The 24,173-nt window shown below is 72.5% G+C and carries 20 protein-coding genes; 11 read left to right on the forward strand and 9 right to left on the reverse strand.

Annotated features, from left to right (window positions below; genetic code table 11):
* Positions 1-158 precede the first annotated feature (158 nt).
* Entirely contained in the window at positions 159-998 is an 840-nt protein-coding gene (locus FA582_RS17350; protein WP_010145907.1) for a LysM peptidoglycan-binding domain-containing protein, read from the forward strand.
* 114 nt (positions 999-1,112) lie between these two features.
* On the opposite strand, the gene FA582_RS01080 is transcribed toward FA582_RS17350, so the two are convergent.
* The 3 genes from FA582_RS01080 to FA582_RS01090 all read right to left on the reverse strand — a co-directional run bounded on the left by FA582_RS01080 (position 1,113) and on the right by FA582_RS01090 (position 4,314).
* Positions 1,113-1,604: a hypothetical protein gene (locus tag FA582_RS01080; RefSeq protein WP_010145906.1), complete on the reverse strand. Its 492-nt coding sequence runs from the start codon at positions 1,602-1,604 to the stop codon at positions 1,113-1,115.
* Between the two features lie 151 nt (positions 1,605-1,755).
* The gene (locus FA582_RS01085; protein ID WP_010145905.1) at positions 1,756-2,259 is read right to left on the reverse strand and encodes a DUF427 domain-containing protein; all 504 of its coding nucleotides are present in this window, start codon (positions 2,257-2,259) and stop codon (positions 1,756-1,758) included.
* Positions 2,260-2,307: 48 nt separating this feature from the next.
* Positions 2,308-4,314, reverse strand: a complete 2,007-nt coding sequence (locus tag FA582_RS01090; protein WP_010145904.1) for an acyltransferase family protein — start codon at positions 4,312-4,314, stop codon at positions 2,308-2,310.
* 66 nt (positions 4,315-4,380) lie between these two features.
* On the opposite strand from FA582_RS01090, the gene FA582_RS01095 reads away from it, so the two are divergent.
* On the forward strand, positions 4,381-4,908 hold the full coding sequence (locus tag FA582_RS01095; RefSeq protein ID WP_010145903.1) for a DUF3806 domain-containing protein: 528 nt from the start codon (positions 4,381-4,383) through the stop codon (positions 4,906-4,908).
* Positions 4,909-4,921: 13 nt separating this feature from the next.
* Here FA582_RS01095 and FA582_RS01100 read toward each other — a convergent pair whose 3' ends face one another.
* Together FA582_RS01100 and FA582_RS01105 are read right to left on the reverse strand one after the other, a co-directional pair.
* A complete protein-coding gene (locus FA582_RS01100) occupies positions 4,922-6,715 on the reverse strand; it encodes a potassium channel protein (RefSeq protein ID WP_010145902.1) in 1,794 nt (597 codons plus the stop codon).
* 18 nt (positions 6,716-6,733) lie between these two features.
* Positions 6,734-7,120 (reverse strand): DUF6394 family protein, encoded by a 387-nt coding sequence (locus FA582_RS01105; RefSeq protein WP_010145901.1) that lies wholly within the window; start codon positions 7,118-7,120, stop codon positions 6,734-6,736.
* A 54-nt stretch (positions 7,121-7,174) separates the two neighbouring features.
* On the opposite strand from FA582_RS01105, the gene FA582_RS01110 reads away from it, so the two are divergent.
* The 6 genes from FA582_RS01110 (at position 7,175) to FA582_RS01135 (ending at position 15,577) form a co-directional block, all read left to right on the forward strand.
* Entirely contained in the window at positions 7,175-7,696 is a 522-nt protein-coding gene (locus FA582_RS01110; protein WP_010145900.1) for a SprT-like domain-containing protein, read from the forward strand.
* A 173-nt stretch (positions 7,697-7,869) separates the two neighbouring features.
* Positions 7,870-9,255, forward strand: coding sequence for an ABC transporter substrate-binding protein (locus FA582_RS01115; RefSeq protein ID WP_010145898.1), 1,386 nt, complete (start codon positions 7,870-7,872; stop codon positions 9,253-9,255).
* Positions 9,255-10,457, forward strand: a complete 1,203-nt coding sequence (locus FA582_RS01120; RefSeq protein WP_010145897.1) for a carbohydrate ABC transporter permease — start codon at positions 9,255-9,257, stop codon at positions 10,455-10,457. The genes FA582_RS01115 and FA582_RS01120 overlap by 1 nt, the downstream gene beginning before the upstream one ends.
* Positions 10,454-11,362, forward strand: a complete 909-nt coding sequence (locus FA582_RS01125) for a carbohydrate ABC transporter permease (protein WP_010145896.1) — start codon at positions 10,454-10,456, stop codon at positions 11,360-11,362. The genes FA582_RS01120 and FA582_RS01125 overlap by 4 nt, the downstream gene beginning before the upstream one ends.
* A gap of 343 nt (positions 11,363-11,705) precedes the next feature.
* A complete protein-coding gene (locus tag FA582_RS01130; RefSeq protein ID WP_033228851.1) occupies positions 11,706-13,697 on the forward strand; it encodes an alpha-amylase family protein in 1,992 nt (663 codons plus the stop codon).
* A 377-nt stretch (positions 13,698-14,074) separates the two neighbouring features.
* Positions 14,075-15,577, forward strand: a complete 1,503-nt coding sequence (locus FA582_RS01135) for a UDP-N-acetylmuramoyl-L-alanyl-D-glutamate--2,6-diaminopimelate ligase (protein WP_010147430.1) — start codon at positions 14,075-14,077, stop codon at positions 15,575-15,577.
* On the opposite strand, the gene lgt is transcribed toward FA582_RS01135, so the two are convergent.
* Positions 15,574-16,566, reverse strand: a complete 993-nt coding sequence (gene lgt, locus FA582_RS01140; protein WP_010147429.1) for a prolipoprotein diacylglyceryl transferase — start codon at positions 16,564-16,566, stop codon at positions 15,574-15,576. The genes FA582_RS01135 and lgt overlap by 4 nt on opposite strands.
* Before the next feature lie 44 nt (positions 16,567-16,610).
* Complete coding sequence (locus FA582_RS01145) at positions 16,611-17,672, reverse strand: enoyl-CoA hydratase/isomerase family protein (protein WP_010147428.1); 1,062 nt, start codon at positions 17,670-17,672, stop codon at positions 16,611-16,613.
* Between the two features lie 38 nt (positions 17,673-17,710).
* On the opposite strand from FA582_RS01145, the gene FA582_RS01150 reads away from it, so the two are divergent.
* Entirely contained in the window at positions 17,711-18,619 is a 909-nt protein-coding gene (locus FA582_RS01150) for a DUF5926 family protein (protein ID WP_010147427.1), read from the forward strand.
* Between the two features lie 5 nt (positions 18,620-18,624).
* The gene (locus FA582_RS01155; RefSeq protein ID WP_010147426.1) at positions 18,625-19,554 is read left to right on the forward strand and encodes a glycosyltransferase; all 930 of its coding nucleotides are present in this window, start codon (positions 18,625-18,627) and stop codon (positions 19,552-19,554) included.
* A gap of 592 nt (positions 19,555-20,146) precedes the next feature.
* On the opposite strand, the gene FA582_RS01160 is transcribed toward FA582_RS01155, so the two are convergent.
* A complete protein-coding gene (locus FA582_RS01160) occupies positions 20,147-22,327 on the reverse strand; it encodes a hypothetical protein (RefSeq protein WP_141567588.1) in 2,181 nt (726 codons plus the stop codon).
* A 251-nt stretch (positions 22,328-22,578) separates the two neighbouring features.
* Between FA582_RS01160 and FA582_RS01165 the strand changes: the two genes are divergently transcribed.
* Positions 22,579-23,034, forward strand: a complete 456-nt coding sequence (locus tag FA582_RS01165) for a DUF4446 family protein (protein WP_010147424.1) — start codon at positions 22,579-22,581, stop codon at positions 23,032-23,034.
* 74 nt (positions 23,035-23,108) lie between these two features.
* On the opposite strand, the gene FA582_RS01170 is transcribed toward FA582_RS01165, so the two are convergent.
* Positions 23,109-24,173, reverse strand: coding sequence for a diacylglycerol/lipid kinase family protein (locus FA582_RS01170; RefSeq protein WP_237707502.1), 1,065 nt, complete (start codon positions 24,171-24,173; stop codon positions 23,109-23,111).

The raw sequence follows: 24,173 nt of genomic DNA on the forward strand, positions 1-24,173 counted from the left end.
CGCGGATCGCCGCTGGTCAGCGAGGTGCGTGCGGGTTCCCTGAACGGAGTCTGACCGCAACGTGAGTGGCATACCCAGACTTCGCCCCCACGGTGGAGAGTGGTCGCGGGGGAGCCTGTGGCCGTTTCCCCTGTACTCGACCCCGTGAGGTTTTCACCATGAAGCACCGTGCAACCCGCACCCGCCGTCTCGGCGTGCTCGCTGCCGCGACCGGCCTCGCCGCGCTCGCCGGCACCGTCTCGGCCGGATCCGCCCAGGCCGCCAGCGGCGCCACCTGGGACGCCGTCGCCGAGTGCGAGTCCGGCGGCAACTGGAGCATCAACACCGGCAACGGCTACTACGGCGGCCTGCAGTTCGCCCAGAGCACCTGGGAGGGCTTCGGTGGCACGCAGTATGCCGCGCGCGCCGACCTCGCGAGCCGTGACCAGCAGATCGCCATCGCCGAGAACGTCCTCGCCGGACAGGGCCCCGGCGCGTGGCCCGTCTGCTCCGTCGAGGCCGGCCTCACCGCCGGTGGCCCGGCCCCGGCCGAGCCCGCCCCGGCCGAGCCGGCGCCCGCCGAGCCCGCCCCGGCGGAGCCCGCGCCGGTCGAGCCTGCCCCCGCGCAGCCTGAGCCGCAGCAGCCCGTCCAGCCGGAGCCGGCCCAGCAGCCCGCTCCGCAGCAGCAGGCCGCCCCGGCCGCGCCCGCCGCGGACCTGTCCGAGCACGTCATCGTGAGCGGTGAGACCACGGCGACGATCGCCAGCGACCACGGCACCACGGTGTCCGACCTCGTCGGCCTCAACGACCTGGCCCAGGGCGGCGCCCTGATCTTCGCGGGCGACGTCATGCTCGTCCCGGCGACCGGCGAGGCCCAGGGCAGCTACACCGTGCAGCGCGGCGACACCCTCGCCGAGATCGCGGCCGAGCACGGCGTGCACGTCAACGCGCTGGTCGAGGCCAACGGCCTCGACGACCCCAACCTGATCATCGAGGGCCAGACCCTCTCGATCGGCTGATCAGACCCTCACCGTCCCCGACCAGGGGACGCACCGGTGGCCCGGTCCCACGGTCGATGCGCTCACGCGCTTCGGCCCGGGGCCGGGCCACCGGCATACCTCAGGGGTGCGGGGTCAGGCGGCGCAGGCCTGCTCGAGCTCGCCCTGGGCGGCCTCGGCGTCGGCCACGTCGACCTCGGGGATCGCGATGACGTCCTCGGTCCGGGTGCCCTCCTCGACGACCGCGTCGTTGACCTCCTGGAACGGCGCGTTGATGCGCTCCAGCAGGGCGGTCTGCTCCTCGTCGGCCTCCTCGGCGAGCGCCGTGAGGCGCCCGGAGAGCAGGGTCACCTCCGAGAGCGAGACCGGGTCGAGGTCGTCGCCGGCGCTGACGACCTCGCGCTGGGTGACCGCGCGCTCGCTGAGCGGGGTCCCCTGGCCGACGAAGAAGCCCTGGCAGACGGGGTCGTCCGTCACGGCCATGCCCTCCTCGCCGGAGGCGGCGGCGCTCTCGCCGGACTCCTCCTGCGCGGCGGTGTCGTTGCTCGCTCCCTCGTCCTCGGCCGAGCACGCGGCGGTGAGGACCGCCAGGCTCATCACGGTGGCCATGGTCAGGGCACGTCGCATCAAGAATCACTCCTCATGGGTGGGTGTATGCCGTCCACCATGGACGGCGTGGTCCGCCCGGAGCCGAACCCTCCCCCAGGGCCGGCCCGTTCGGGCGACCCTCATCTTCTCCCACCCGTCGAGGCGCCGTGCAAGCGGGGTGACCTGCGGGTTACCAGCCGTGCGTGCCCTCGGCGCCCTTGAACGGCCCGCTGACCCGGGAGGTGATCCAGCCGCCGTAGAAGTCGCCCTCCTGGGCCACGACCCGCTCGCCGTCGACGTAGCACCCGTCCTCGGGGTCGGTCGCCCCGTCGATGACGCTGGGCATGACCGCGGCGTAGTCGGCGATCGCCTGGAAGTCCGCGGTCGGGTCGGGGTAGGTCCACGCCGCCCGGCTCAGCCTCGTGCCCCCGACGACGAGGTCGAAATAGGTCGCCGACCCCTTGAACTCGCACGTCGTGCGTCGGTTGTCGCGGGCAGGCTGCAGCGCGCCGGTGACGAAGGACCCCAGGGGCAGGTAGTAGGTCGGCGGGTGCGAGGTCTCCAGCACGCGGATCGCCGCGACCGTCTCGGCCACCGTCTGCCCCGCCACGCGGACGACGACGTGCTCGCCCCCGCTGGTGTCGACCGCTGGGGGACGGGGATAGTCCCAGACGGACTCGGTCTGTGCAGACATACCCTGACCATAGGGGCGGGTGGGCCGTCGTGACCAACTGATCGGCCCTCAGCGGCGGTCGGGGAGCACCTCCGCGAGCGCCTTACCGAGCGGCCCGGCGAGCTCGCGCGAGCGGGTCCGGCTCAGGTGGTTGTCGTCGGTCCACACCAGGGTGCTGCCCTGCACGGCGGGGCACCAGCCTTGTGGGCACAGCTCGTCGACGAGGTCGACCAGCTCGACCTGAGGCGCCTGGTCGAGGGCCATCCGCACCGGCGGCGCGGTGGGCGCGAGGGCCGAGGTCAGTGCCTGCCCGCAGGCGCCGAGATCCTCGAGGTGCTCCGCGACGCAGGTCGGCGGGTCGTCCTCGAACCGCGGCGTCGGGCCGATCGTCGCGACCGGGACCCCCGCAGCCCGCAACCCGTCCCACGCGCGGGCCAGGCCCTGCGCCATGAGCTCGTGGCCGTCCGCGGAGCGGACCACCTCGCCCTCGACCCAGAGCCGGGGGATCGGCACCTGCGCCGTGACGACGGCCGCCGGCGGGTCCTGCGTCACCGCCTCGGTCACCTCCGCCAGCCACGGCGAGCAGTCCTCCTTGGGGTCATCGCCGAGCATCGGTATGACGTCGGCCACCGGGCACGACGGCCTGGCCATGAGCTCCACGCGCCACCCGCGTCGCTCGCCGGCGGCGGCGAGGGCGGGCATCCACATCACGGCGTGCGAGTCCCCCAGCAGCACCACGCGGGTGTCGCTGGTGGTGTCGCCGCCGACGCACACCGTCGCGAGCCGGGCGCCGGGCAGCGGGTCGCACCCGTCGTAGAACGGGGTGTAGACGTCCTGGCGGGCGACCTCCGGGGCGGGCCGGATCTGCTGCGCCTGGGGCGGCGCGGTCGACAGCAGCCCGCCCGGCGCCAGCGTCGCCAGCGCCACGAGGACCGCACCGACGCCCGCGACGCAGGCGAGGGCATACCCCAGCACCCAGCGCGCCAGGCGTCGCGCGCTCTCCCGCAGGGGCGCGGGGGAGAGGCGACCGCGGAAGGGCATCTCGACGTAGCGGTAGGACAGCCAGGCGACCGGGAGGGTGAGCGCCAGCACGAGCGCGCCGGTGCCCCACGGCAGCGGATCGCTCCCGACGACCGCGGCCGCGGCGACGAGCAGCGGCCAGTGCCAGAGGTAGAGCGAGTAGGAGATGTCGCCGAGCCACTGCACCGGGCGCAGCGCCAGCGCCCCGTGGACGACGCCCGCCGGTCGCACGAAGGGGCCGCCGAGCAGCACGGCGACGGCACCGAGCGTGGGGGTCAGGGCCGCGGTCCCCGGGAAGGCGGTTGCGGTGTCCAGGACCACCGCAGAGAGCAGGATCGCCGCCAGGCCGGTGAGCACGAGCGCGGTGGCGAGCCGCGGACCGGGGCGAGCGGCGGCCCAGCGCGGCCAGAGCGCCCCGAGGGCTGCCCCCAGCGCCAGCTCCCAGACGCGGGTGGTCGTGACGAAGTAGGCACGCCCTGGGTCGACCTGCGACAACCACGCCGACCAGGCGAGTGACAGTGCACCGACGACCAGGGCGAGCGCGGCGGCGCGGCCCGCGGCCGACCCGCGCCCGCGTCGCACCGCGGTCATCACCGCCAGGCCGAGCAGGACCGGCCAGAGGAGGTAGAACTGCTCCTCGACCGCCAACGACCAGAAGTGCTGCATCGGGGAGGGCGGCGCATCGGCGGCGAGGTAGTCCACCGAGCGCTCGGCGAGGCGCCAGTTGACGACGTAGACCGCGCTGGCCGCGATGTCGCCCGCGACCTCCCGCCACCGGGTGATCGGCAGCAGGGTGAGGGTGAGGAGGGCGACCCCGAGCACGGTCGCACCGGCGGCCGGCAGCAGACGGCGCGCCCGGCGCAGGTAGAAGCGCGGCAGGTCCAGCCGCCCCTGCTCGGCGATCTCCGCGAGCAGGATCTGGGTCATGAGGAACCCCGAGACGACGAGGAAGACGTCGACCCCGACATACCCACCGGACAGGCCCGCGAACCCCGCGTGCCACAGCAGCACCAGCAGGACGGCGAGCGCCCGGAGGGCCTGGATATCTGCGCGCATCGCGTCGGTGCCTCTGCCTGTCGTTGGTCCGGCGCGCATCGTATCGCCGCGCGCTACCCTGCCAGGATGAGTGATCGTGGAGGCCGTGTCGGAGTCGGGCTGGGCAAGGTCCGCAACCTCCTGGGTCGATCTCGGTCGGCCGACGACGAGCCGCGGGTGCGGGCGCTGCCCGACCCCGGCGAGAGCAGCGTCGAGGACCTCCCGCTCACACCGGAGTCGCGCAAGATCGGCGACGAGGAGCGCGCGCGCATCGAGGCGGGCATCGCCGCGGTCCAGCAGGACGGTGTCGACCTCGACGACCTGGCCTCGATCAGCGCCGGACTCGACCGGGCGCTGGCCGGGTGGCTGGCCGACCGCACCGGCGACCACGACGCGATCGTGCAGCGGTATGCCGTCGCCGTGGGCGAGCACCTGCACCGCCACACCGACCTCGCCTGGGAGGTCGTGACCGACGTCTTCGGCACCGACCTCGCGGTGAGCGCCGGAGACTTCGTCGTCGTCCCCTCCAACCTCGTCGCCGTCCGCTGGATGCGCCGCGAGCAGGGCTGGGTCCCCAAGGTCGTCGGCCACATCGTCGAGGTCCGCAGCCGCTGACGACTCGGCGCGACTACTCGGCGCCCGGCTCCTCGGCGTCGGGCGGCGGGATCGGTCCGCGCGAGGCCGGGTCCTTGGGGCGCCCCGTGACCCGTTGCAGCCAGCGGAAGAACCACGCGGTGGCGACCTCCCGGCCGGTCGCGACATACTCCACCGCCGAGTCGTGGAAGACGGTCGAGCGCACCACCCCGAGGTCGAGCTCGCGCCCCAGCAGCAGCAGCGTGTCGCCCTCCCGCAGCGTCTCCTCCATGCTCGGGGTGAAGATGCGTCGACCCGCCCGGACGAGCACGGCCGGGTAGACCGCGAGGCGCACGTCCCGCTCGTCGGGGTCGCGCACCAGGTCCCCGAGGGTCAGCTCGTGCTCGCTCAGCCAGCGGACCACCGCGGGGGCGCTGGTGAAGTCGAGGTCCAACCGGGTGGAGATGGGCGTCTCGTCGCCCACCACGGCGACGATCTCGTCCATGACCCGCCGGTCCCACTCGTCGTCCTCGTGCAGGACGTGGTCGATGAAGCTCCAGTAGTTGGGGGAGGTGATCCGCGCCACCGCCTCGCGGGCCAGCAGCTCGGTCGGGATGAAGACCGAGTCGGCGTCGAAGGCCTGCAGCGGCGCGGCGTTGACCGCGGAGTTCTGCCGCACGGCGATGAAGAGCTGGTCGTTCTCGATCCGCGCGTGCGCGGCGTTGGCCATGTTGACGATGTCGGACTCGGCGCCCGCGATGAAGCCGACGGCCTCGGAGACGTCGGGTCGGCCGTCCGCGGGGTCCACGAGGATGACGTCCAGACCGGCGCTCTCGAGGTCGCGCGTCACCTCGAACCCGAAGGTGCCGTCCGCGCAGACGACCCACTGGCCGTCGGTGAGGTGGGAGAGCCGGTGCGGCAGCACCGACCCGCGCTTGCTCATGAGCCACGAGGCCAGCCGGAAGCCCGCGGGGCGCCGCAGCGCCATGACGAGGTAGGCGCCATACCGGTCGAAGGGGTTGATGATGACGTCGGCGGCGAAGTCGTGCATCTGCTGCGCGTGCTCGCGGTCGCTGCAGCGCGCGATGACCATGAGCTCGGGGCGCAGGAGGTTGACCGTCATGACGACCGACAGGTTGGTCTCGTCGCTGTCGGTGAGCGCGAGGACCGCCTCGCAGTGGTCGTGCGCCAGCCCCGCGAGGCCGAGCATGCGGGGGTCCCTGCCGCTCGCGGCGAAGCCGGGATGGTCGCTGGAGAAGCCGTCGAGGGCGAGCTGCTGGATGCGTTCCGGATTCTCGTCGAGCACGACGAAGTCGCGACCCTGGTCCTCCAGCGCGCGGCAGACGGCCTCCCCGGCCTGGCCGTAGCCGACGACGAGGACGAAGGGGGTCTGGATGCCGCGCACCTTGCGACCGAAGCGCTGCAGCCGGATCGCCTGCCGGAAGGTCTGCTCCTGGGTGAGCGAGAGCAGGGCGCCGATGCTGTAGGACCAGGCGATGACCGAGACGTAGATCGTCAGCGTCACCCACATGCGCTGGGCGTAGCTGAAGGGGTGCGGCACCTCGCCGTAGCCGATGGTCAGGCCGGTGTAGCTGATGACGTAGAAGCTGTCGAAGACCGTGAGGTGCTCGGGGTTCTCCTCCGTGCCGGGCATCATGCTCAGCCCGAACGTCATGACCGCGAAGACGCTGACGATGACCACCAGCGGGGTGCGCATGCGACGCAGCACCATGAAGACCGCGTCGGTCGTCGGCAGCTCGGCGGGCACGTCGACGCGGTAGCGCCGGAGCGAGTCGGGGCGCGGGCGGGCGGGCTTGCCGCGTGCCAGGAGCTGGAGGAGGTTGGCCATCGGCGGCGTCGCGACCGCTCAGCGGCGGCGGTAGGAGACCGTCTCGACCACGAGCAGGACGATGGAGACGATGTTGGCCAGCAGCGCGCCTGCGGCGATGGAGACGACACTGCTCATGTGCTGACCCGTGAGGCCGCCCGGGTCGACGTGCCGGGCCCAGATCCACACCATCGCGGCCACGATGAGCTGGATGCTCGCCACCAGCGAGGTGGCCAGGTGGACGGCGCCGATCTGCGTGCGGTCACCGAACTTGAGGATCGTCGCGATGATGTTGACGACGACCGCGGCATACAGCTCATAGACGTTGTGCAGCTTGGGGTTGTCGATGTCGCCGAGGACGTAGCCGAAGTTCAGGGTCGCCGCCAGCAGGACGAAGAAGCCGAAGACGACTTTCTCTAGGTTCACACCCACGACGATAACGCCGCAGGTCTGTCAGCGCCGCTTTCTACACTGCGGCGTATGGATCTGATCGACGCAGGGGGGCTGGCCCGGGGGCTGATGGACCAGCACGGACTGCCCGGGTGGGGCTTCGCCTTCGACCGGGCCAAGGTGCGCGCGGGGGCGTGCCACTACACCGATCGCACGATCACGCTCAGCCGGGCGATCACGGCCGTGCACGACGAGGCGCAGGTGCGCGAGACGGTGCTGCACGAGATCGCGCACGCACTGGTGGGGCACGGTCACGGCCACGACGCGGTATGGCGTGCCCGCGCCAGGTCGATCGGCGCGACGGGCGAGCGGTGCTACACCGTGGGTGCGGACGGCCCGGTCGTGCCCGGGCGGTGGCAGGGCCGGTGCCCTGCCGGGCACGTGGTGCACCGTCACCGGCGGCCGACAGGGGTGCTCGTCTGCCTGCGCTGCCGTGGTCTGCCGACGCTGCAGCGGGTCATCAGCTGGCGCCTCGACGGGCGGCCGGTCGATCACGCCGAGCTCGGCCCGCGGGTGAGGGAGACACTGCGACAGCTCCAGGCGTTGACGTAGCGGCAGGTATGGGCGGCCCTGCGTGGTTGTCTTGGGGTGGCCGTGACCAAAGTGTGACCTGGCTGGGGGGTCCGAACGGGCCCGACCTGCGCTAGGTTCCGGAGAGTTGCCCATGCGATGCACCCCCACTTCCGTGAGGTGGTGGCCATGGGAACGGATGGAGAAGGGAGCCAATGGTGGCGACTACGAGGTGGCGACGTGCCACGGCACCGGCGCTGACGGCAGCCGTCGCGCTGACCCTGGCCGGGTGTCTGCAGAATCCTGACGAAGGGGCCGGGACCGGGGGTTTCGACGCGGGCGCCGAGCCCGAGGAAGGTGACGGGGTCGTCACCATCATGGGTGCCTTCGGAGGTGGCGAGGAGGAGCTCTTCAACGCCTCGCTGGCGCCCTTCGAGGAGGAGTCCGGCATCGACGTCCAGTACGTCTCCGACCAGGACTTCACGACCAACATCCTCATCCGGGTGGACTCGGGCGACCCGCCCGACGTCGGCCTCTTCCCCCAGCCCGGTGGCGTGATGCAGATGGCCGCGGACGGCAAGGTCGTCCCCATCGACAGCTACCTCGACTACGACGCCCTCCAGTCCTCGCTGGTCACCGGCTTCCTCGACTCCGCCCGCTACGAGGGCCGGGTCTACGCCGCCCCCATGCGGATGGCCGTCAAGTCGATCGTCTGGTACCCCAAGAAGGCCTACGAGGAGGGCGGCTGGAGCACCGAGCCCGCCAACCTCGGTGAGCTGAGCGAGGTGGCCGACCAGATCGCCTCCGACACCGGCGCGGCCCCGTGGTGCATCGGCTGGGAGAGCGCCCAGGCGACCGGCTGGGTCGGCACCGACTGGGTGGAGGAGTACATGCTCCGCCTGCACGGCCCGGATGTCTACGACGACTGGATCTTCCACCGCATCCCCTTCAACGACGAGCGCGTCGTGGCGGCCATCGAGGCCTACGGCGAGCTGGCCAACAAGGAGGGCAACGTCCTCGGCGGGTCGACCGGGATCCTCTCGACCCCGTTCGCCGAGGCGATGCTGCCGGCCTTCGAGGACGACCCCGGCTGCTACCTCATGCGACAGGGCAACTTCGCCACCGGCTTCTTCCCCGAGGACGTCCAGGCCAACCTCGACGAGGAGATCGGCATCTACGTCTTCCCGCCGGCCGAGGGCGGTTTCGACGGCCAGCCCATCCTGGGCGGCGGTGACCTCGCGGCGGCCTTCTCCTACGACACCGACACCATCGCGCTCATGGAGTTCATGACCTCCGACGAGTTCGGTGGTCCCTGGGCCGAGGGCGGTGGCTGGCTGAGCCCGCACACCACCTTCGACACCTCGCTCTACCCGGACGAGACGACCCGTCAGATCGCCGAGTTCGGCTACGACGCCGACGTCTTCCGCTATGACGGGTCCGACGTCATGCCCAAGGAGGTCGGCTCGGACTCGTTCTGGAAGGGCATGGTCGAGTTCCAGGACGGCAGCAAGTCCGCCCAGGAGGTCGCCGACGACATCGAGCAGGGCTGGCCGGAGTCCGCCGACGACGCCATGTCCGAGGACACCGAGAGCGACGGCTGATGAGCTCGCACTCCACCCCGCCGGTCGGCGACGACACCACCGTCGTCGCGGCCGACCCGCGGGCCGACGACGCTCCACCGCAGGCGACCGTCCCGAGCGATCAGGGTCTGCAGGCGGGCAAGCTGCTCTTCGGCGTCCTCGGGGTCGCCGTGACGCTGTGGCTGATGCTCAACCTCTTCCTCGCCTTCGCCTACTACCCCAACTGGTTCTTCGACAGCAAGATCCTCATGGGTGTGCTCGGTCTGATCGCGGGAGTGGGTGGCGCCGCCACCCTCTTCTGGTTCATCAATGTCACCGTCGAGGCGCTGCCGCGGCGGCTGGAGCACGGGCTGATCCCCTACGCCTTCCTGCTGCCGGGCTACAGCCTCATCGGGTTGATGCTCCTCTACCCCACCCTCCAGACCATCCACTACAGCTTCGCCAACCGCGACAGCACGGCCTATGCCGAGCCGCCGTGGGACAACTACACGCGGCTGTTCGGTGACGGTGCCTTCTGGTCCGCCGTCCTCAACAACGTCCTGTGGATCGCCGTCGTCCCCGCGGTCACCGTCGCCCTCGGCGTTGTGGTCGCGGTGCTGGCCGACAAGCTGTCCGCCCAGAGCGAGAAGTGGGCCAAGAGCTTCATCTTCCTGCCCATGGCGATCAGCTTCGTGGCAGCCTCGGCGATCTGGCGGACCCAGGTCTACGCCTACCAGGCGCCGGGCCGTCCGCAGACCGGCATGCTCAACGCCATCGTCCAGCAGTTCGGTGGCGAGCCCAAGGACTGGCTGTCCATCGAGACGGGCCGGCTCAACAGCCTGCTCCTCATGGTCATCCTCGTCTGGCTGCAGACCGGCTTCGCGATGGTCCTGCTGAGCTCGGCCATCAAGGGCGTCCCGGAGGACACCATCGAGGCCGCACGCATCGACGGCGCCTCGGAGTGGCAGATCTTCTGGCAGGTCGTCATCCCGCAGATCAAGGCGACGATCATCACGGTCTTCATCACCGTGCTAATCCTGGTGATGAAGGTCTTCGACATCGTCTACGTCCTCACCAACGGGCGCAACGAGACCGACGTCGTGGCCAACATGTTCTTCAACCAGCTGTTCGCCCGCGGTCAGGCGGGTCTGGCCAGCGCGATCGTGGTGATCCTGCTCATGGCAGTCATCCCGATCCTCATCTACCAGGTCCGGCAGTTCCGCGAGCAGGAGGCCATGCGATGAGCGCCACGACAGTGAGCGAGCGCGACACCCACGCCGCGCCCCGGAAGGTCCGTGGGACCGGCCGGATGAAGGACGGGCGGCAGCGCAGCCCCTTCTCGATGGTGGTCATGCTGCTGCTGGTGATCCTGTGGACGGTGCCCACCCTGGGCCTGCTCATCACCAGCCTGCGCCAGCGCGAGGTGGCCGCTACCTCCGGCTGGTGGGAGGCTCTCTGGGTCGGTGGCTGGACCACCGAGAACTACCAGCGGGTCATCGCCCAGCTCGACCTCGGCAGTGCCTTCCTCAACGGAATCCTCGTGGCGGTGCCGGCGACGGTCATCCCGATCATGTTCGCGGCCTTCGCGGCCTATGCGTTCACGTTCATGGACTTCAAGGGCAAGGACATCCTGTTCATCAGCATCGTCGCGGTGATGGTCATCCCGATCCAGGTGGCCTTCGCGCCGCTGCTGGACGTGCTGGGTCCGCGGGGTATCGGCATCTCCGGTCAGTACCTCGCGGTGTGGCTGCTGCACACCGGTTTCGGTATGCCGCTGGCGATCTACACCCTGCGCAACTACATGGCCTCGCTGCCGTTCAGCGTGGTCGAGTCGGCGCGCATCGACGGGTGCTCCAACTTCCAGATCTTCTGGAAGCTCATCGCTCCGATGGCGAGCCCCGCCATCGCGGCCTTTGCCACCCTGCAGTTCCTCTGGGTCTGGAACGACCTGCTCATCGCCAAGCTGTTCCTGACCAACGACAACACGACCGTCATCGTCAAGCTCCAGCAGCTGCTGGGCACGCAGGGTCAGGGCGCCGAGCTCCTGACCGCGGGTGCCTTCATCTCCATGGTGCTGCCGATGATCGTCTTCTTCACGCTCCAGAACTTCCTGGTGCGTGGCATGACGAGCGGTGCGGTCAAGGGCTGACGCACAGACGGCGACGCTGCGCCCTGCGCAGCGTCGCCGTCGGCGTCCCCGCGCCCATTCCTCCCGACCCGCCCTCCCCGACCCGTCCTCCCCGACCCGTCCTCCCCGACCCTTCTTCCCCACCGAGCGTCGTAGATGGTCGCCCTTACCCTCACCGAGCGTCGCAGATGGTTGCTCTCACCCTCACCGGGCGTCGCAGATGGTTGCTCTCACCCCCACCGGGCGTCGCAGATGGTCGCTCTCACCCTCACCGAGCGTCGCAGATGGTCGCTCTCACCCTCACCGAGCGCCGTGAATGGTCACCTCCGGCCCCACCGAGCGTCGTGTGTGGTTGGCTGACACCGTGACCCTCGCCCTCCCCTGGCCCGCGGCACTCCCCGCGGACGCCCGTGCCCGTGTCGAAGCCGTCCTCGCCCCGCTGGCCGAGCACCGCCGCAGGACCTTCGCCCTGCGCGTCGCGCGCTGGTGGGACGACCTCGTCGCCGGGCTCACTCCCTATCCCGACCCCCCTGCCCTGGCCGCGCGCGTCCTCGAGCTGGCGGCGGCGGCATACCGTGACCGCGGCGAGGACCTGCACCTGCTCGACGAGCGCCGCTCGCTGGAGCCGGACTGGTTCCAGCGCCCGGACGTCGTCGGCTACGCCGGGTATGCCGAGCGGCTCACCGAGGAGGGCACCCTCGCGGCCGTCGCCGGGCTGGGCGACCACCTGAGTGACCTCGGCGTGCGCTACCTCCACCTCATGCCGCTGCTGCAGCCCCGGCCCGCGCCCAACGACGGGGGGTATGCCGTCGCGGACTACCGCTCGGTGCGCTCCGACCTCGGGACGATGGAGGATCTGCGCGGCCTCACGACGACCCTGCGGGAGCGGGGGATCAGCGTCTGCCTCGACCTCGTGCTCAACCACGTCGCCCGCGAGCACGCGTGGGCCCGCGCCGCCCGCGAGGGTGACGAGCACTACCGCCGCTACTTCCACGTCTACCCCGACCGGGAGCTGCCGGACGCCTACGAGCGGACCCTGCTCGAGGTCTTCCCCGACTTCGCCCCCGGCAACTTCACCTGGGACGAGCAGCTCCAGGGCTGGGTCTGGACGACCTTCAACGACTACCAGTGGGACCTCGCGTGGGACAACCCCGACGTCTTCGCCGAGCTCGCCGACATCATCCTCTTCCTCGCCAACCAGGGCGTGGAGATCCTGCGGCTGGACGCCATCGCCTTCCTCTGGAAGCGGATGGGCACGCAGTGCCAGAACGAGCCCGAGGTGCACCAGCTGACCCAGGCGCTGCGCGCTCTGGCCCGGATCACCGCCCCGGCCCTCGTCTTCAAGGCCGAGGCGATCGTCGGGCCCAACGAGGTGGTGCACTACCTCGGGCAGGGCCAGCACCACGGCAAGGTCTCCGACCTCGCCTACCACAACAGCCTCATGGTGCAGATCTGGTCGATGCTCGCCAGCGCCGACGCGCGGTTGGCCACGCACGCGCTCGGTCGCTTCCCCGTCGTGCCGGCCACGACCGCGTGGATCACCTATCTGCGCTGCCACGACGACATCGGCTGGGCCATTGACGACGACGACGCGCGCTCGGTCATGGTCGACGGCCACGGGCACCGCACCTTCCTCTCCGACTACTACTCCGGGGAGTTCCCGGGCTCCTGGGCCACCGGTCTGGTCTTCCAGCACAACCCGGCGACCGGCGACAAGCGGATCTCCGGGTCGGCGGCCAGCCTGGCCGGCCTGGAGCGCGCGCTGGAGCTCACCGAGCGCGCCATCGACGAGCAGGGCGCGCAGGAGGCGGCGAGCGCCGTCGACGAGGCCGTCGCCCGGCTGCTGCTCGGCTATGCCGTCGTCTACGGCTTCGGCGGCATCCCGGTGATCTGGTCGGGCGACGAGGTCGCGAGCCTGGGTGACGACGCGTGGGCGCAGGCGCCGGAGACCGCCGCGGACAACCGGTGGGTGCACCGCCCACGCCTCGACGCCCAGGCGGTCGCCGAGGCGGCGGCCGCCCCGGGCTCCGCGCCAGGACGCGTGCTCAGGGGTATGCAGCAGCTCGCCCGGGCACGCTCCGGCCTGCCGCACCTGCACGCGAGCGTCGCGGCCGAGGTCGTCGCCGCCCCTGACCCTGCGGTCTTCGTCGTCGTGCGCCGCCACCCGGTCGGCCCGATGGTCCAGCTCTACAACCTCACCGCGACGCCGCGCACGGTGCCGGGGTGGTGGGTCCGGGAGCTCGGCCTGCCGGTGGACCAGACGATCGACGCGCTCAACGGCTACCCGCCCAGCCTGTCGGCGGACGGCTCGGTCTACCTGTCGACCTACCAGCCCGTGTGGCTCGTGCGCCCTTGACGGATACCCAGGGGGGTATCGTAGAATTCCACGGACGCCACCTGGCGTCGGAAGGATCGAGGAGGGTTCTCACATGTGCCGAGCCATCACCTGCAGCACCTGCGGCAAGACCACCTGGGCCGGCTGCGGACAGCACGTCGACCAGGTCAGGCGCGGGGTCCCGGCCGGGCAGTGGTGTGGTGGGCACGAGAGCGCGGCGAGGCCCGGCGGGGGTTTCTTCGCCAAGCTGATGGGTCGCTGAACGACCGCGTCCCCAGCGCGGTAACGGCGTCGGCCGCCTTCGCACGACCCCTGTTGCGGAGGCGGCCGACGTGTTCGCGCACCCCGCCACGCTGCCGGTGGCGCCCCCTCCCGTGCGCCGGACATAGGGTGTCGCCATGCAGTTGAGCGACCTCGCCGCGACCCTCGGAGCCAGCCTCGACGCGGGCCCCGACGCCGCCGGCATACCCGTCTCCGGCGTGAGCCACCAGGCCGACTGGATCCGCCCGGGCGACGCCTTCGTCGCCATCCGCGGTGCCCGCTTCGACGGGCATACCTTCATCGACGACGCGGTCGGCCGCGGTGCCGTCGCGGTCATCGGCGAGGGCCTGCCCGAGGGCGCCCCCTGCCCCGTGCCCTACCTCCGCGTGGACGCCGTGCGCCCCGCGCTCGCCGACGCCGCCACGGCGATCGCGGGCCGACCCAGCGACGACCTGCGCGTGATCGGCGTCACCGGGACCGACGGCAAGACCACCACCTCCTGCCTGGCGCTGCACCTGCTGAGGGAGTGCGGCCGGGCCACCGGGCTGCTGTCGACGATCGGCTACCAGCTGCCCGACGGCGTGCTGCGCCAACCCCCCTCGCACTTCACCACCCCCGAGGCGCCCCAGGTGCAGCAGATCCTGTGTGACCTCCTCGACGCCGGCGCGACCGACGCGGTGGTGGAGAGCTCCAGCCACGCGCTCGCGCTGGACCGGGTGCGCGGCGTCGACTACGACGTGGCCGTCTGGACCAACCTCACCGGTGAGCACCTCGACTTCCACGGGACGATGGAGCAGTACTTCGCCGACAAGGCCCGGCTCGTGCAGCGCGCCCGGCACAGCGTCCTCAACGTCGACGACACCCCGTGGGCGGAGCGACTGCTCCCGATGGCGACCGCCGACGGGCACGCCGTCACCACCTACTCGGCCGAGGGCAGCGAGGCCGACTGGCGGGCCACCGACGTCGTCGAGGGGGCCGACGCGATCACCTTCACCGTGCACGCGCCGGAGGGCACGGCGCCGGCGCGCCTGCCGATGATCGGGCGGTTCAACGTCGCCAACGCGCTCGCGGCGATGGCCGGGGTCGCCGCGACAGGGGTGCCGCTCGCCGAGCTCGTCCCGGCCCTCGCGACCTTCGGCGGCGTCGCCGGGCGCATGGAGATGGTGGAGCGCGGCGAGGGTGACCCGCGCGTCATCGTCGACTTCGCGCATACCCCGCCGAGCCTGGAGAAGGCGCTGCAGACCGTGCGCGTCACCACCGAGGGGGCGCTCTGGGTCGTCCTCGGGTCGGCCGGCGGGCCGCGCGACCCCTCCAAGCGGGCGCCGCTGGGGCGGGTCGCGACGGAGTTCGCCGACCACGTCGTCCTCACCGAGGAGGACCACCGCACCACTCCGCTGCAGGAGATCCTCGAGGAGATGGAGCGCGGTGCCCGCGAGGCCGGGCGCGACAACTTCGTCTCGATCGGCGACCGCACCGAGGCGATCCGGTATGCCGTCCACGAGGCCGGTCCGCGCGACACCGTCGTGCTCGCCGGCAAGGGGCCGGAGGAGACGATGGAGCGCGGCACCGAGCTCGTGCCGTGGGCCGAGATCGAGGAGGCTCGGCGCGCCCTCGCCGCCCGCCGCGGGGGCGTCAGCTAGCGGGGAGTGCTCGTCCCGTCGGTGTCGGCGTCCCTGCCGGTCGGCTCCGCGGGCGTCCCGGCGGCCGGGTCCTCCTCGACCGGCTCGCCCGACTCGGCCACCTCGACCGGCTCGGCCACCTCGACCGGCTCGGCCACCTCGACCTCGGGCCGCCGCAGCGCCCGTACGACGAGCACGACCCCGGCCAGCACCAGCGGGATGGTCAGCCACTGACCCATGTTGAGGCCGGTCGCCTCGGCGAAGTCCGACAGCTGGGCGTCCGGCTCCCGGAAGAACTCGACGATGAACCGCGCCAGCCCGATGCCGATCGCGAACACGCCGGCGAGCAGGCCGGGACGCCAGCGCGCCCGGGTGCGCCAGAAGAGCCAGAAGAGGACGATGACGAGCAACGCGCCCTCGAGCGCTGCTTCATACAGCTGGCTGGGGTGACGCGCCTGCTCGCCGGCGCCGGGGAAGACCATGGCCCACGGGACGTCGCTGGGGCGGCCCCACAGCTCGCCGTTGATGAAGTTGGCGATCCGGCCGAGCATCATGCCGATCGGCACGTTGACGGCGATGTAGTCGGTGACGCGCAGGGGGTCCAGCTTGTGCCGCCAGCTGAACCACGCCATGGCCACGAGCACGCCGATGAGGCCTCCGTGGAAGCTCATCCCGCCGTTCCAGGGCTGCAGGACCTCCCACGACGTCCAGAGCGAGGGGTTGTAGAAGGTGGCGTAGCCGAGCCGGCCGCCGATGATGATGCCGAAGGTCAGGCCGATGATGAGGTCGTCCACCTGGGTGGGCGTGATGGGGCTGCCGGGGGCCTTGGCCATGCGGTTGAAGTGCCAGTAGCCGAGCAGGATCCCGAGGACGTAGGCCAGCGCGTAGTAGCGCAGCGTGAAGAAGCCCAGGTCGATCCCCGGCGAGAGCCCGAGGTCCTCCCAGCGCAGCGGCGAGTCGTCGCCAGCGGCACTCGCGGCGAGCAGGGCCAGGTCGGTCAGGAGCGGCACGCCCGTGACGATAGTCGGTGCTCCTGGGTATGCCGCCGCTCCGGTCAGGTGCCGAAGGCCGCGAGCACCGCGGCCCGGGGGACGTCGGCCACCGACGCGTGCTGCCAGCGGGGCTGGCGGTCCTTGTCGACGAGCTGGGCGCGGACGCCCTCGGCGAAGTCGGGGTGGGCCGCGAAGACGGGGCCCAGCCGCAGGTCCTGGGCGAGCACCTCGGGGATGCTCATCCTCGCCGCGCGGCGCAGTGCCTCGAGGGCCACCGCCACCGAGTGGGGTGAGCGGGCGCTGATGAGCTCGGCCGCCTGGTGCGCCTGGGGCGCAGTGTGCTCGCGCAGCCGGCGCAGGATCTCGGCAGGATCGTCGCCGCGGTAACACTCATCGATCCACGGCCGCTGATGCTCCAGCCAGGAGGTCTCAGCCTCCTCCCCGCCCACCCGGGCGGCCAGTGACCGGGCGTCCTGCGTCGGGTCCTCGCGCAGGGCGGCGAGGACCTGCTCCTTGACCGTCGACGGCACGAGGGCGTCGGCCATGCCCACGAGCAGGGCGTCCGCGCCCCCGACCGGGGCGCCGGTGAGCGCGACGTGGGTGCCGGTCTCGCCGGGGGCCCGGGAGAGCGGGTGCAGCCCCGCCACGTCGGGGAAGAAGCCGATGATGACCTCAGGCATCGCGAGCTGGGTCCGCTCGGTCACGAGGCGCACCGACCCGTGGGCCGAGACGCCGACACCCCCGCCCATGACGATGCCGTCCATCCAGGCGACGTAGGGCTTGGGGTAGTCCGCGACGAGCGCGTCGACGGCATACTCCGCCTCCCAGTAGTCCACCGCCTCCTGCGACCGGCCGGCGAGGATCGCCTCGCGCAGCGCCCGGACGTCACCGCCGGCGCAGAGCCCGCGCTCACCGGCGCCGTCGAGCACGACCGCCGCGATCCGGTCGTCGTCGGCCCAGCGCCGCAGCTGGTGCAGGAGGGAGTCCACGCTGGCCCGGTCGAGGGCGTTGATGGCGCGGGGGCGGTTGAGCCGCACCCGCCCGAGGGGCCCGTCGACGGCATACACCACCTCCTCGCCGTGGCCCTCAGCCGGATGCCAGGTCAGGGAGGCGTCGTCGCGCATGCGTCGAGGCTCTCACGACGCACGTAGACTCGCCCGCTATGGGTAAGGCATCACGCAAGAAGCGGCAGTCCGGCGCCAAGGACGCGCAGAGCACGGCGCGCCCGGCGCCCTTCGTCTCCCGGCCCTTCGAGGGTCTGGCCAGGGAGAGCGAGTGGGTGGCGATGCGGGAGATCCTGCCGGCCGCCACCGCCCCGGTCACCGTGACCGTGCCGGAGGGCACGGCCGTCGCCGGGCGCGAGGTGCCTGCCGGTGAGCACCAGGTCACGCTCGTCACGGTCCTGCCGGCCGCGATGCCGGCGATCCACCGCGACAACGGCGAGGTGCTCGTCGCGCTGCAGTCCCGCACGAGCAGCGGCGACGCCTCCCGCGACATCGTCGCGGCCACCCTCACGGCCCTGGCCAGCGACCCCGGCACGTCGGTCAACTCGGTCCGCCCCGCGACGAGCGAGACGCCGAGGCTGCAGGACGTGCTGGCCGACGGCCAGGAGCTCGAGCTCGAGGTGCACGAGGACTTCGGCTTCTGGCTGGGCGAGAACGCGAGCGAGGAGATGACCGCCGCGCTGGAGCAGATGAACGAGACGGCCGTGCCGATGGCGCGCGTCGAGGGCGTGCCGAGCGCCTTCTGGTGCCACATGTCGGGCCGGTCCTACATCCGCTGGATCCTCTCCGAGGACGAGGACACCGCGGTGCAGGCGCTCGCCCGCCTGCAGGCCGCGGGCGAGCACACGCTCGGCGAGGGCACCGACCTCATCGGCGCCTTCCGCGCCTGCGGCGTGCTCGTGCCCGTCCTCGAGGTGCCCGCCGACAGTGGCGCCGCGGACCACGCCGAGGCGCTGACCGCGCTGCAGGAGAGGTATGCCGCCGCCCTCGCCCAGGACGCACCGCTCACCGAGCCGGAGCGCCGGGCCAAGAGCGCCCTGGTCTCCCGCCAGGTCACGCTGCGCTGACCGCCATGACCGCGTCGCAGCCGGTGGAGGGCGTCCCTCAGGAGCTCGTCGTCGCCGTCGTCCCGGCCAAGGACGAGGAGGCGCGCATCGGCGCGACCCTGGCGGCGCTGCGCCTGCTGCCGCAGGTCGGTGCTGTCGTGGTCGTCGACGACGGGTCGAGCGACCAGACCGCGCACGTCGCCGAGTGGGCCGGGCAGGTCGAGGTCGTGCGGCACGAACGCAACCGCGGCAAGGCCGCCGCCATGACCACGGGGGTGGCCCGGGCGCAGGAGATCATGCCCGGCGCGCCGGTGCTCTTCGTCGACGCCGACCTCGAGGAGACGGCCGTCGAGCTAGGGCCGATCATCACGCCCGTGCTCGTCGGGATGGCCGAGATGACGATCGCCGTGCTCCCGCCGCAGCAGGGCGCTGCAGGTCTGGGGCTCGTCGTGCGGGCCGCGACCGCCGGCATCCGGCAGCTCACCGGCTGGGAGCCGACCCAGCCCTTGTCCGGCCAGCGCTGCCTCACCCGGGAGGCGTTGCTCGACGCGATGCCGTTGGCTCGCGGGTGGGGGGTCGAGGTCGGCCTGACGGTCGACGTCATCCGCTCGGGTGGGCGCGTGCTGGAGATCCCGTGCGAGGTACGGCACCGCGCCACCGGCCGCGACCTCGCCTCCCAGACCCACCGGGCCCGCCAGCTCGCCGACGTCTCGCTGGCCCTCGCCGAACGCTCCGGCGTGCCCGACAAGGTGCGCGAGGGCGGGATCGAGGGCAGCCGGATCGCCCGCGAGCAGGGGTCGAGGCTTGCCCAGACCGCACGCGAGCGGGGCGTGCCCCTGGCCCGCCGGACCGCCAGCCAGGTCAACGAGCAGGTGCAGCGGCACGGCCGCCCGCTGCTCGACCGCGCCCGCGCCGCCTACGAGGACCGCGCCCGCAAGCAGCACCCCGACGCCTGACGGCGCGCCCGGCGCGCTCGGCGAGACCGGCAGGCCCGCCGCGCTCGGCGGGCCCAGTCCTGCTCGGCAGGCTCGGCGTGCTCGGCGGGCCCAGTCCCATCAGGGCGCTGCCGCCCTTGACCGGCATATCTGTGGTGGCTGCGGGTCGCTGGGGCGACCCACACCCACCACGGTCACCGCTCGCCACGCTCAGCCCCGCCACGCCCGGCCCGGCCCATGGCGTCCTGCCTGCTCAGGTAGTCCATCTGGGCCCTTCCCGTCCTGCGCCATCGTCGGGAGCCTGTGTCTGGTGGCTGCGGGTCGCTGGGGCGACCCACGCCCACCACGGTCAGCCCGCGAAGGCCCTTGCCATCGCTGCTCCGTCTCCGGTGGAGCCGGTGCGTGGTGGCTGCGGGTCGCTGGGGCGACCCACGCCCACCACGGTCATCCCCGTCGGCCACGGTCAGTGCGCCGCCACAGCCGGTCCGTCCGCCGAGGCCCTTGCCCTCCCTGCTCCGTCTGCGGTGGAGCCGGTGCGTGGTGGCTGCGGGTCGCTGGGGCGACCCATACCCACCACGGTCAGCCCCGCCCGGCGGGCTCGGTGCGCTCGGTCTCAGTCGCCGGGCCCTCCGGTGGCCTCAGCGCGTCCAGGGCCACGGCCGACCGTGGTCGTGCTCGCCCACAGGGCGATGCCGGCTGCGAGGAGGATGGTCAGGCAGAGGGCGACCGCGGCGATGCCGGAGTCGTTGAGGAGCCAGGCCACCGCCATACCCACCACTCCCGCAGAGGCCACGGGGGCGACTCCCGGCTCGCGCCACAGCCTCTCGGCCCACGCCGGCCGCCGCACCACCACCCAGGCGAGGCCCGCGAGCACGACGACAGCGAGCCAGGACAGGGGGTAGCTCACGAGGATCCCGAGGCTCTGGTCGAGCTTGCGGGTGACGATCCCCAGGGCCTCACCGTCGAGCACCGCCTGCACGAAGGCACCGAGGTGGGTCCGCTGCTCCGGGCCACGCAGCCAGTCGAGCACCATCGCCAGCACCGCCAGCGCGGCCGCCGCCCCCGCGACCAGCAGCAACGACCGCCACGTCCAGCGGACTCCGAGCGCCGCCAGCAGCACGAGACCCGTGACCACCGCCGTCGCCGGCACGCTGCCGAAGTCGGCCCCCGCTGCCGGGGCGGCGCCCAGCACGAGCGTGCCCCCACCGAGCAGGGCGACCGCCAGCGCCGCACCCCGGCGCGGCAGCCAGCTCAGCACCGCGGCCAGCAGCACCAGGAGGGCGCCGAGCACGATGCCGAAGCCGACGTTGCCCTGACCGTAGAACCGCCCCGCCGTCACCGGCTGCAGTCCCAGCACGCTGACCAGCCCCAGGCGGGAGGACCAGAGGGTGTCGACGCCGAGCACGACCAGCGTCACCGTCGCCACGACGGCGGGCGGCAGGAGCGGGCTCGCGTGGCCTCGGGCGGTCAGCCGGGCTACCCCGACGATCGCGACCGCCATGACGAGAATCGTCAGGACCAGCGCCGGCCAGGGCTGCCCGGCCTGCCACCACGGAAGCACGCCGGCGAGGAAGGCCGCCGCAGGCGCCGCCATGACCGTCGTCGCGACGAACCCCAGGAGGGATCGACGTCGTCGGCCGGTCGAGACCCTCTGCCGTGACCGCGCAGATCGGTCCAGTAGACCGGCGACCACCAGCGCGGGCAGGAGCACCACCGCCAGCGCTCCGAGGACCCACGGGGCCAGCGACTTCGCCAGGCTGATGCCCTCGGCGAGCTCGGCGGCGGAGTCGGACGGGGCGGCCGGAGTCGGGTCGGTCACGGCCTCGACCGGGTCCCCGGGGAGGTCGTCTTCAGGGGGTATGCCGGTCAGCGAGAGCAGCGTCGGCGTCAGGTCGACGAGCTGCACCAGTCCGCTCTGCCGCGTGGAGCCGGACGTGAGCAGCGTGGCCTCGGACGTGTCCTGACCGGCGGGGCCCTGCTCGGGGTCGGGCCCCTCGGACCCTGAGGTGCGCGCGATGGCCCGGGACGCGTCCTGGCCGGCCTCACCCGGCGCGGCACCGGCCCCGCCCTGACCGGAGACGAGCAGCACCTGGGCGTCGGCCCGCCCGGCGGTGTGGCCCATACCGCTCACCAGCAGGGTGGTCCCCGGCGGCGCGTCCGCGATCAGGTCGGCCAGCGCCGCGTCGGTCTCCGCGAGGCGCCCGGAGCGATCACCCTCGAGGAGGGCGATCGACGCGACAAGGTGGAGCTCGCAGCCGGGGTCGAGGGTCGGCCGGGAGAGCAGGCCGGTCCGCTCCGTGTCGAGGACGGGCCTGCCGGCCGCATCCGCCGAGGCGGTGAGGCCGTAGGTCGCGACGCACCCTCCCTCGGCCTCCACCGGGCCGGTGAGCTCGGCGAGGTCGGGCTCGGGGCCGCCTCGAGCACCCCAGGGCGCGTCGGCCTCGAGGTCGCACCCGAGCGGCTCGAGGTCGGTCCGGGAGCCCGCGCCCATCGTCAGCCACGCGTCGGCCGCGCACGTCACCTCGTCGGGCCCGCGCACGACCAGGGCCGCGCTCCCGCCCGTGTCCGCCAGGCCCTGCAGGGTGGGGGTGGATTCGTCGATGAGGTCCCAGGTCAGGCCGGGTATGCCCACGAGCACCACCGGCCCCTGCGACGTCGGCAGCGCCCGGGCCTGCGGTGCCTGCGCCGGGGCGACGCCCAGCAGAGCGGCCACCGCGGCCAGGCACCAGGACCCGAGGACCGCCGCCACCAGCGCCCACGTGAGCTGCTGCTGCGGCCGGCCGGCGTCCACCATGGCTGCATGGTCCCACGAGAGCCAGACGGCCGACCGGACGTGGGCTCGCGCACGCTCGTGCATCTGCCCGTGCAGTTCCTCGTGACATCCACGTGTCCAGGCGCACCCGTGTGTCACAGGGTTCTGCACGAGCGTGCCCGGCGACGGCGTGAGCGGGCGCGCTACGGAGCAGCCCGGGGTATGCCGCGGCGCCAGGGGAGTGCAGCGGGTGGCGCGCCGGGGGCGAGTGGGGGACGGCATACCCTGAGCGCGTGGACCCTGCGAGCGTTGACCCCGAGCTGGTGGCGTGGATCGCCGGGGCGGTCGCGGTGGTCGCGCTGCTCCTGGCGGCCGTCGCCTGGCGGCGCCTGCGGGTCGTCGACCGGCGCCTGACCCAGCTCGTCGAGGCCGGCGCCCCCACGACGCCGGAGCGCGAGCGGATCGAGGCGCTCGAGGGTGAGCTCGGGCGGCTGCGTGGCGATCTGGGGCAGGCGCTGCGGCACGTGGCGGTGGTGCGTTATGACGCGTTCGGCGACATGGGTGGGCGGATGAGCTTCTCGGCCGCCGTCGTCGACGACACCGGGGACGGCATGGTCATCAGCTCGATCCACGCCCGTGGCGAGAGCCGCACCTATGCCAAGGGCATCGTCGGAGGGGACTCCGAGATCGTGCTCACCCCGGAGGAGCGGCAGGCGCTCGACGCCGCCCGCACCGGTCGCGACGACTGACCCACCTGGTCAGCGCACGACCGCGCGGCCCGCGACGACCGCGCGGCACGCACGTTCCTCAGGACCTCAGGGCCTCAGGAAGACCTCGAGCTCAGGGCGTCGATGTCGCGCCGCAGCTCGGACTCCGAGGCGTCGGGTAGCCGCACGACGAGGCTGCCCGGGTCGACCTGGACCCGGATCGCGAGCGCCGACCCGATCGTGTCGCCGTCGATCTCCAGCTCGACCGGCTTGTCCGACAGGACGCGCACCTCGGCGCCCTGGAAGTGCTCCACCCGGCGGTGCCCGATGCGCTTGCGGCTGGTCAGCTGGGCGATCGTGGCGGCCCACCCGATGACCCCCTCCGGCGACAGCAGGACGGTGTCGATCGACCCGTCGTCGGCCACCGCGTCGGGCAGCAGCGCCATGCCGCCCTGCAGCTCACCGACATTGCCGACCATGACCGAGCGCACCCGGCGGTGCACCGACTCCGCGCCGTCGATCCGCAGGTCGACGGTGAACTGCGGGCCCTTGAGGTGCCGCAGACCGGCGACGAGGTAGGCCAGCCAGCCGACCCGGGCCTTGAGCTTCTCCGGCACCGACGCCATGACCTCGGCGTCGAAGCCCAGGCCCGCCATGACGAGGAAGCGGTGCTCCTCCCGGACGTCCTCGTCGTCCCGGTCGTCCACGGCGTCGTCGAAGTCGATGTTGCGCGACGGGTCGTCCTCGTCCGCGAGCCGGTCGGCGAGCTGGGCCGAGGTCGGCCGGATGAGCTCCAGCAGGCACGTGTCGATCGCCGTGTCGGTCCCGGTCAGGGCGACCTCGAGCGCCTTGTCGAGCGAGTCGATCGGCAGGTCGAGGTTGCGGGCGAGCAGGTTGCCGGTGCCGCCGGGCAGCAGACCGAGGGGTATGCCGGTCCCCACCAGCTCGGCACCGACCGTGCGGACCGTGCCGTCCCCACCGAGCGGGCAGACGAGGTCGACCCCGGCCGCGATGGCCTCCCGGGTCTGACCGACCCCAGGGTCCTCCGCGGTCGTCTCCAGCCAGAGCAGGTCGCTCCACCCGTGCGTCTCGCAGGCGGCCTCGACCTGACGCCGTACGGCAGCGACGTCCTCGAACTTCGTGGGGTTGACGATGACTGCGGCACGGCGCACAGAATCCAT

This window comes from Serinicoccus profundi, from assembly GCF_008001015.1.
GTDB lineage: Bacteria > Actinomycetota > Actinomycetes > Actinomycetales > Dermatophilaceae > Ornithinicoccus > Ornithinicoccus profundi.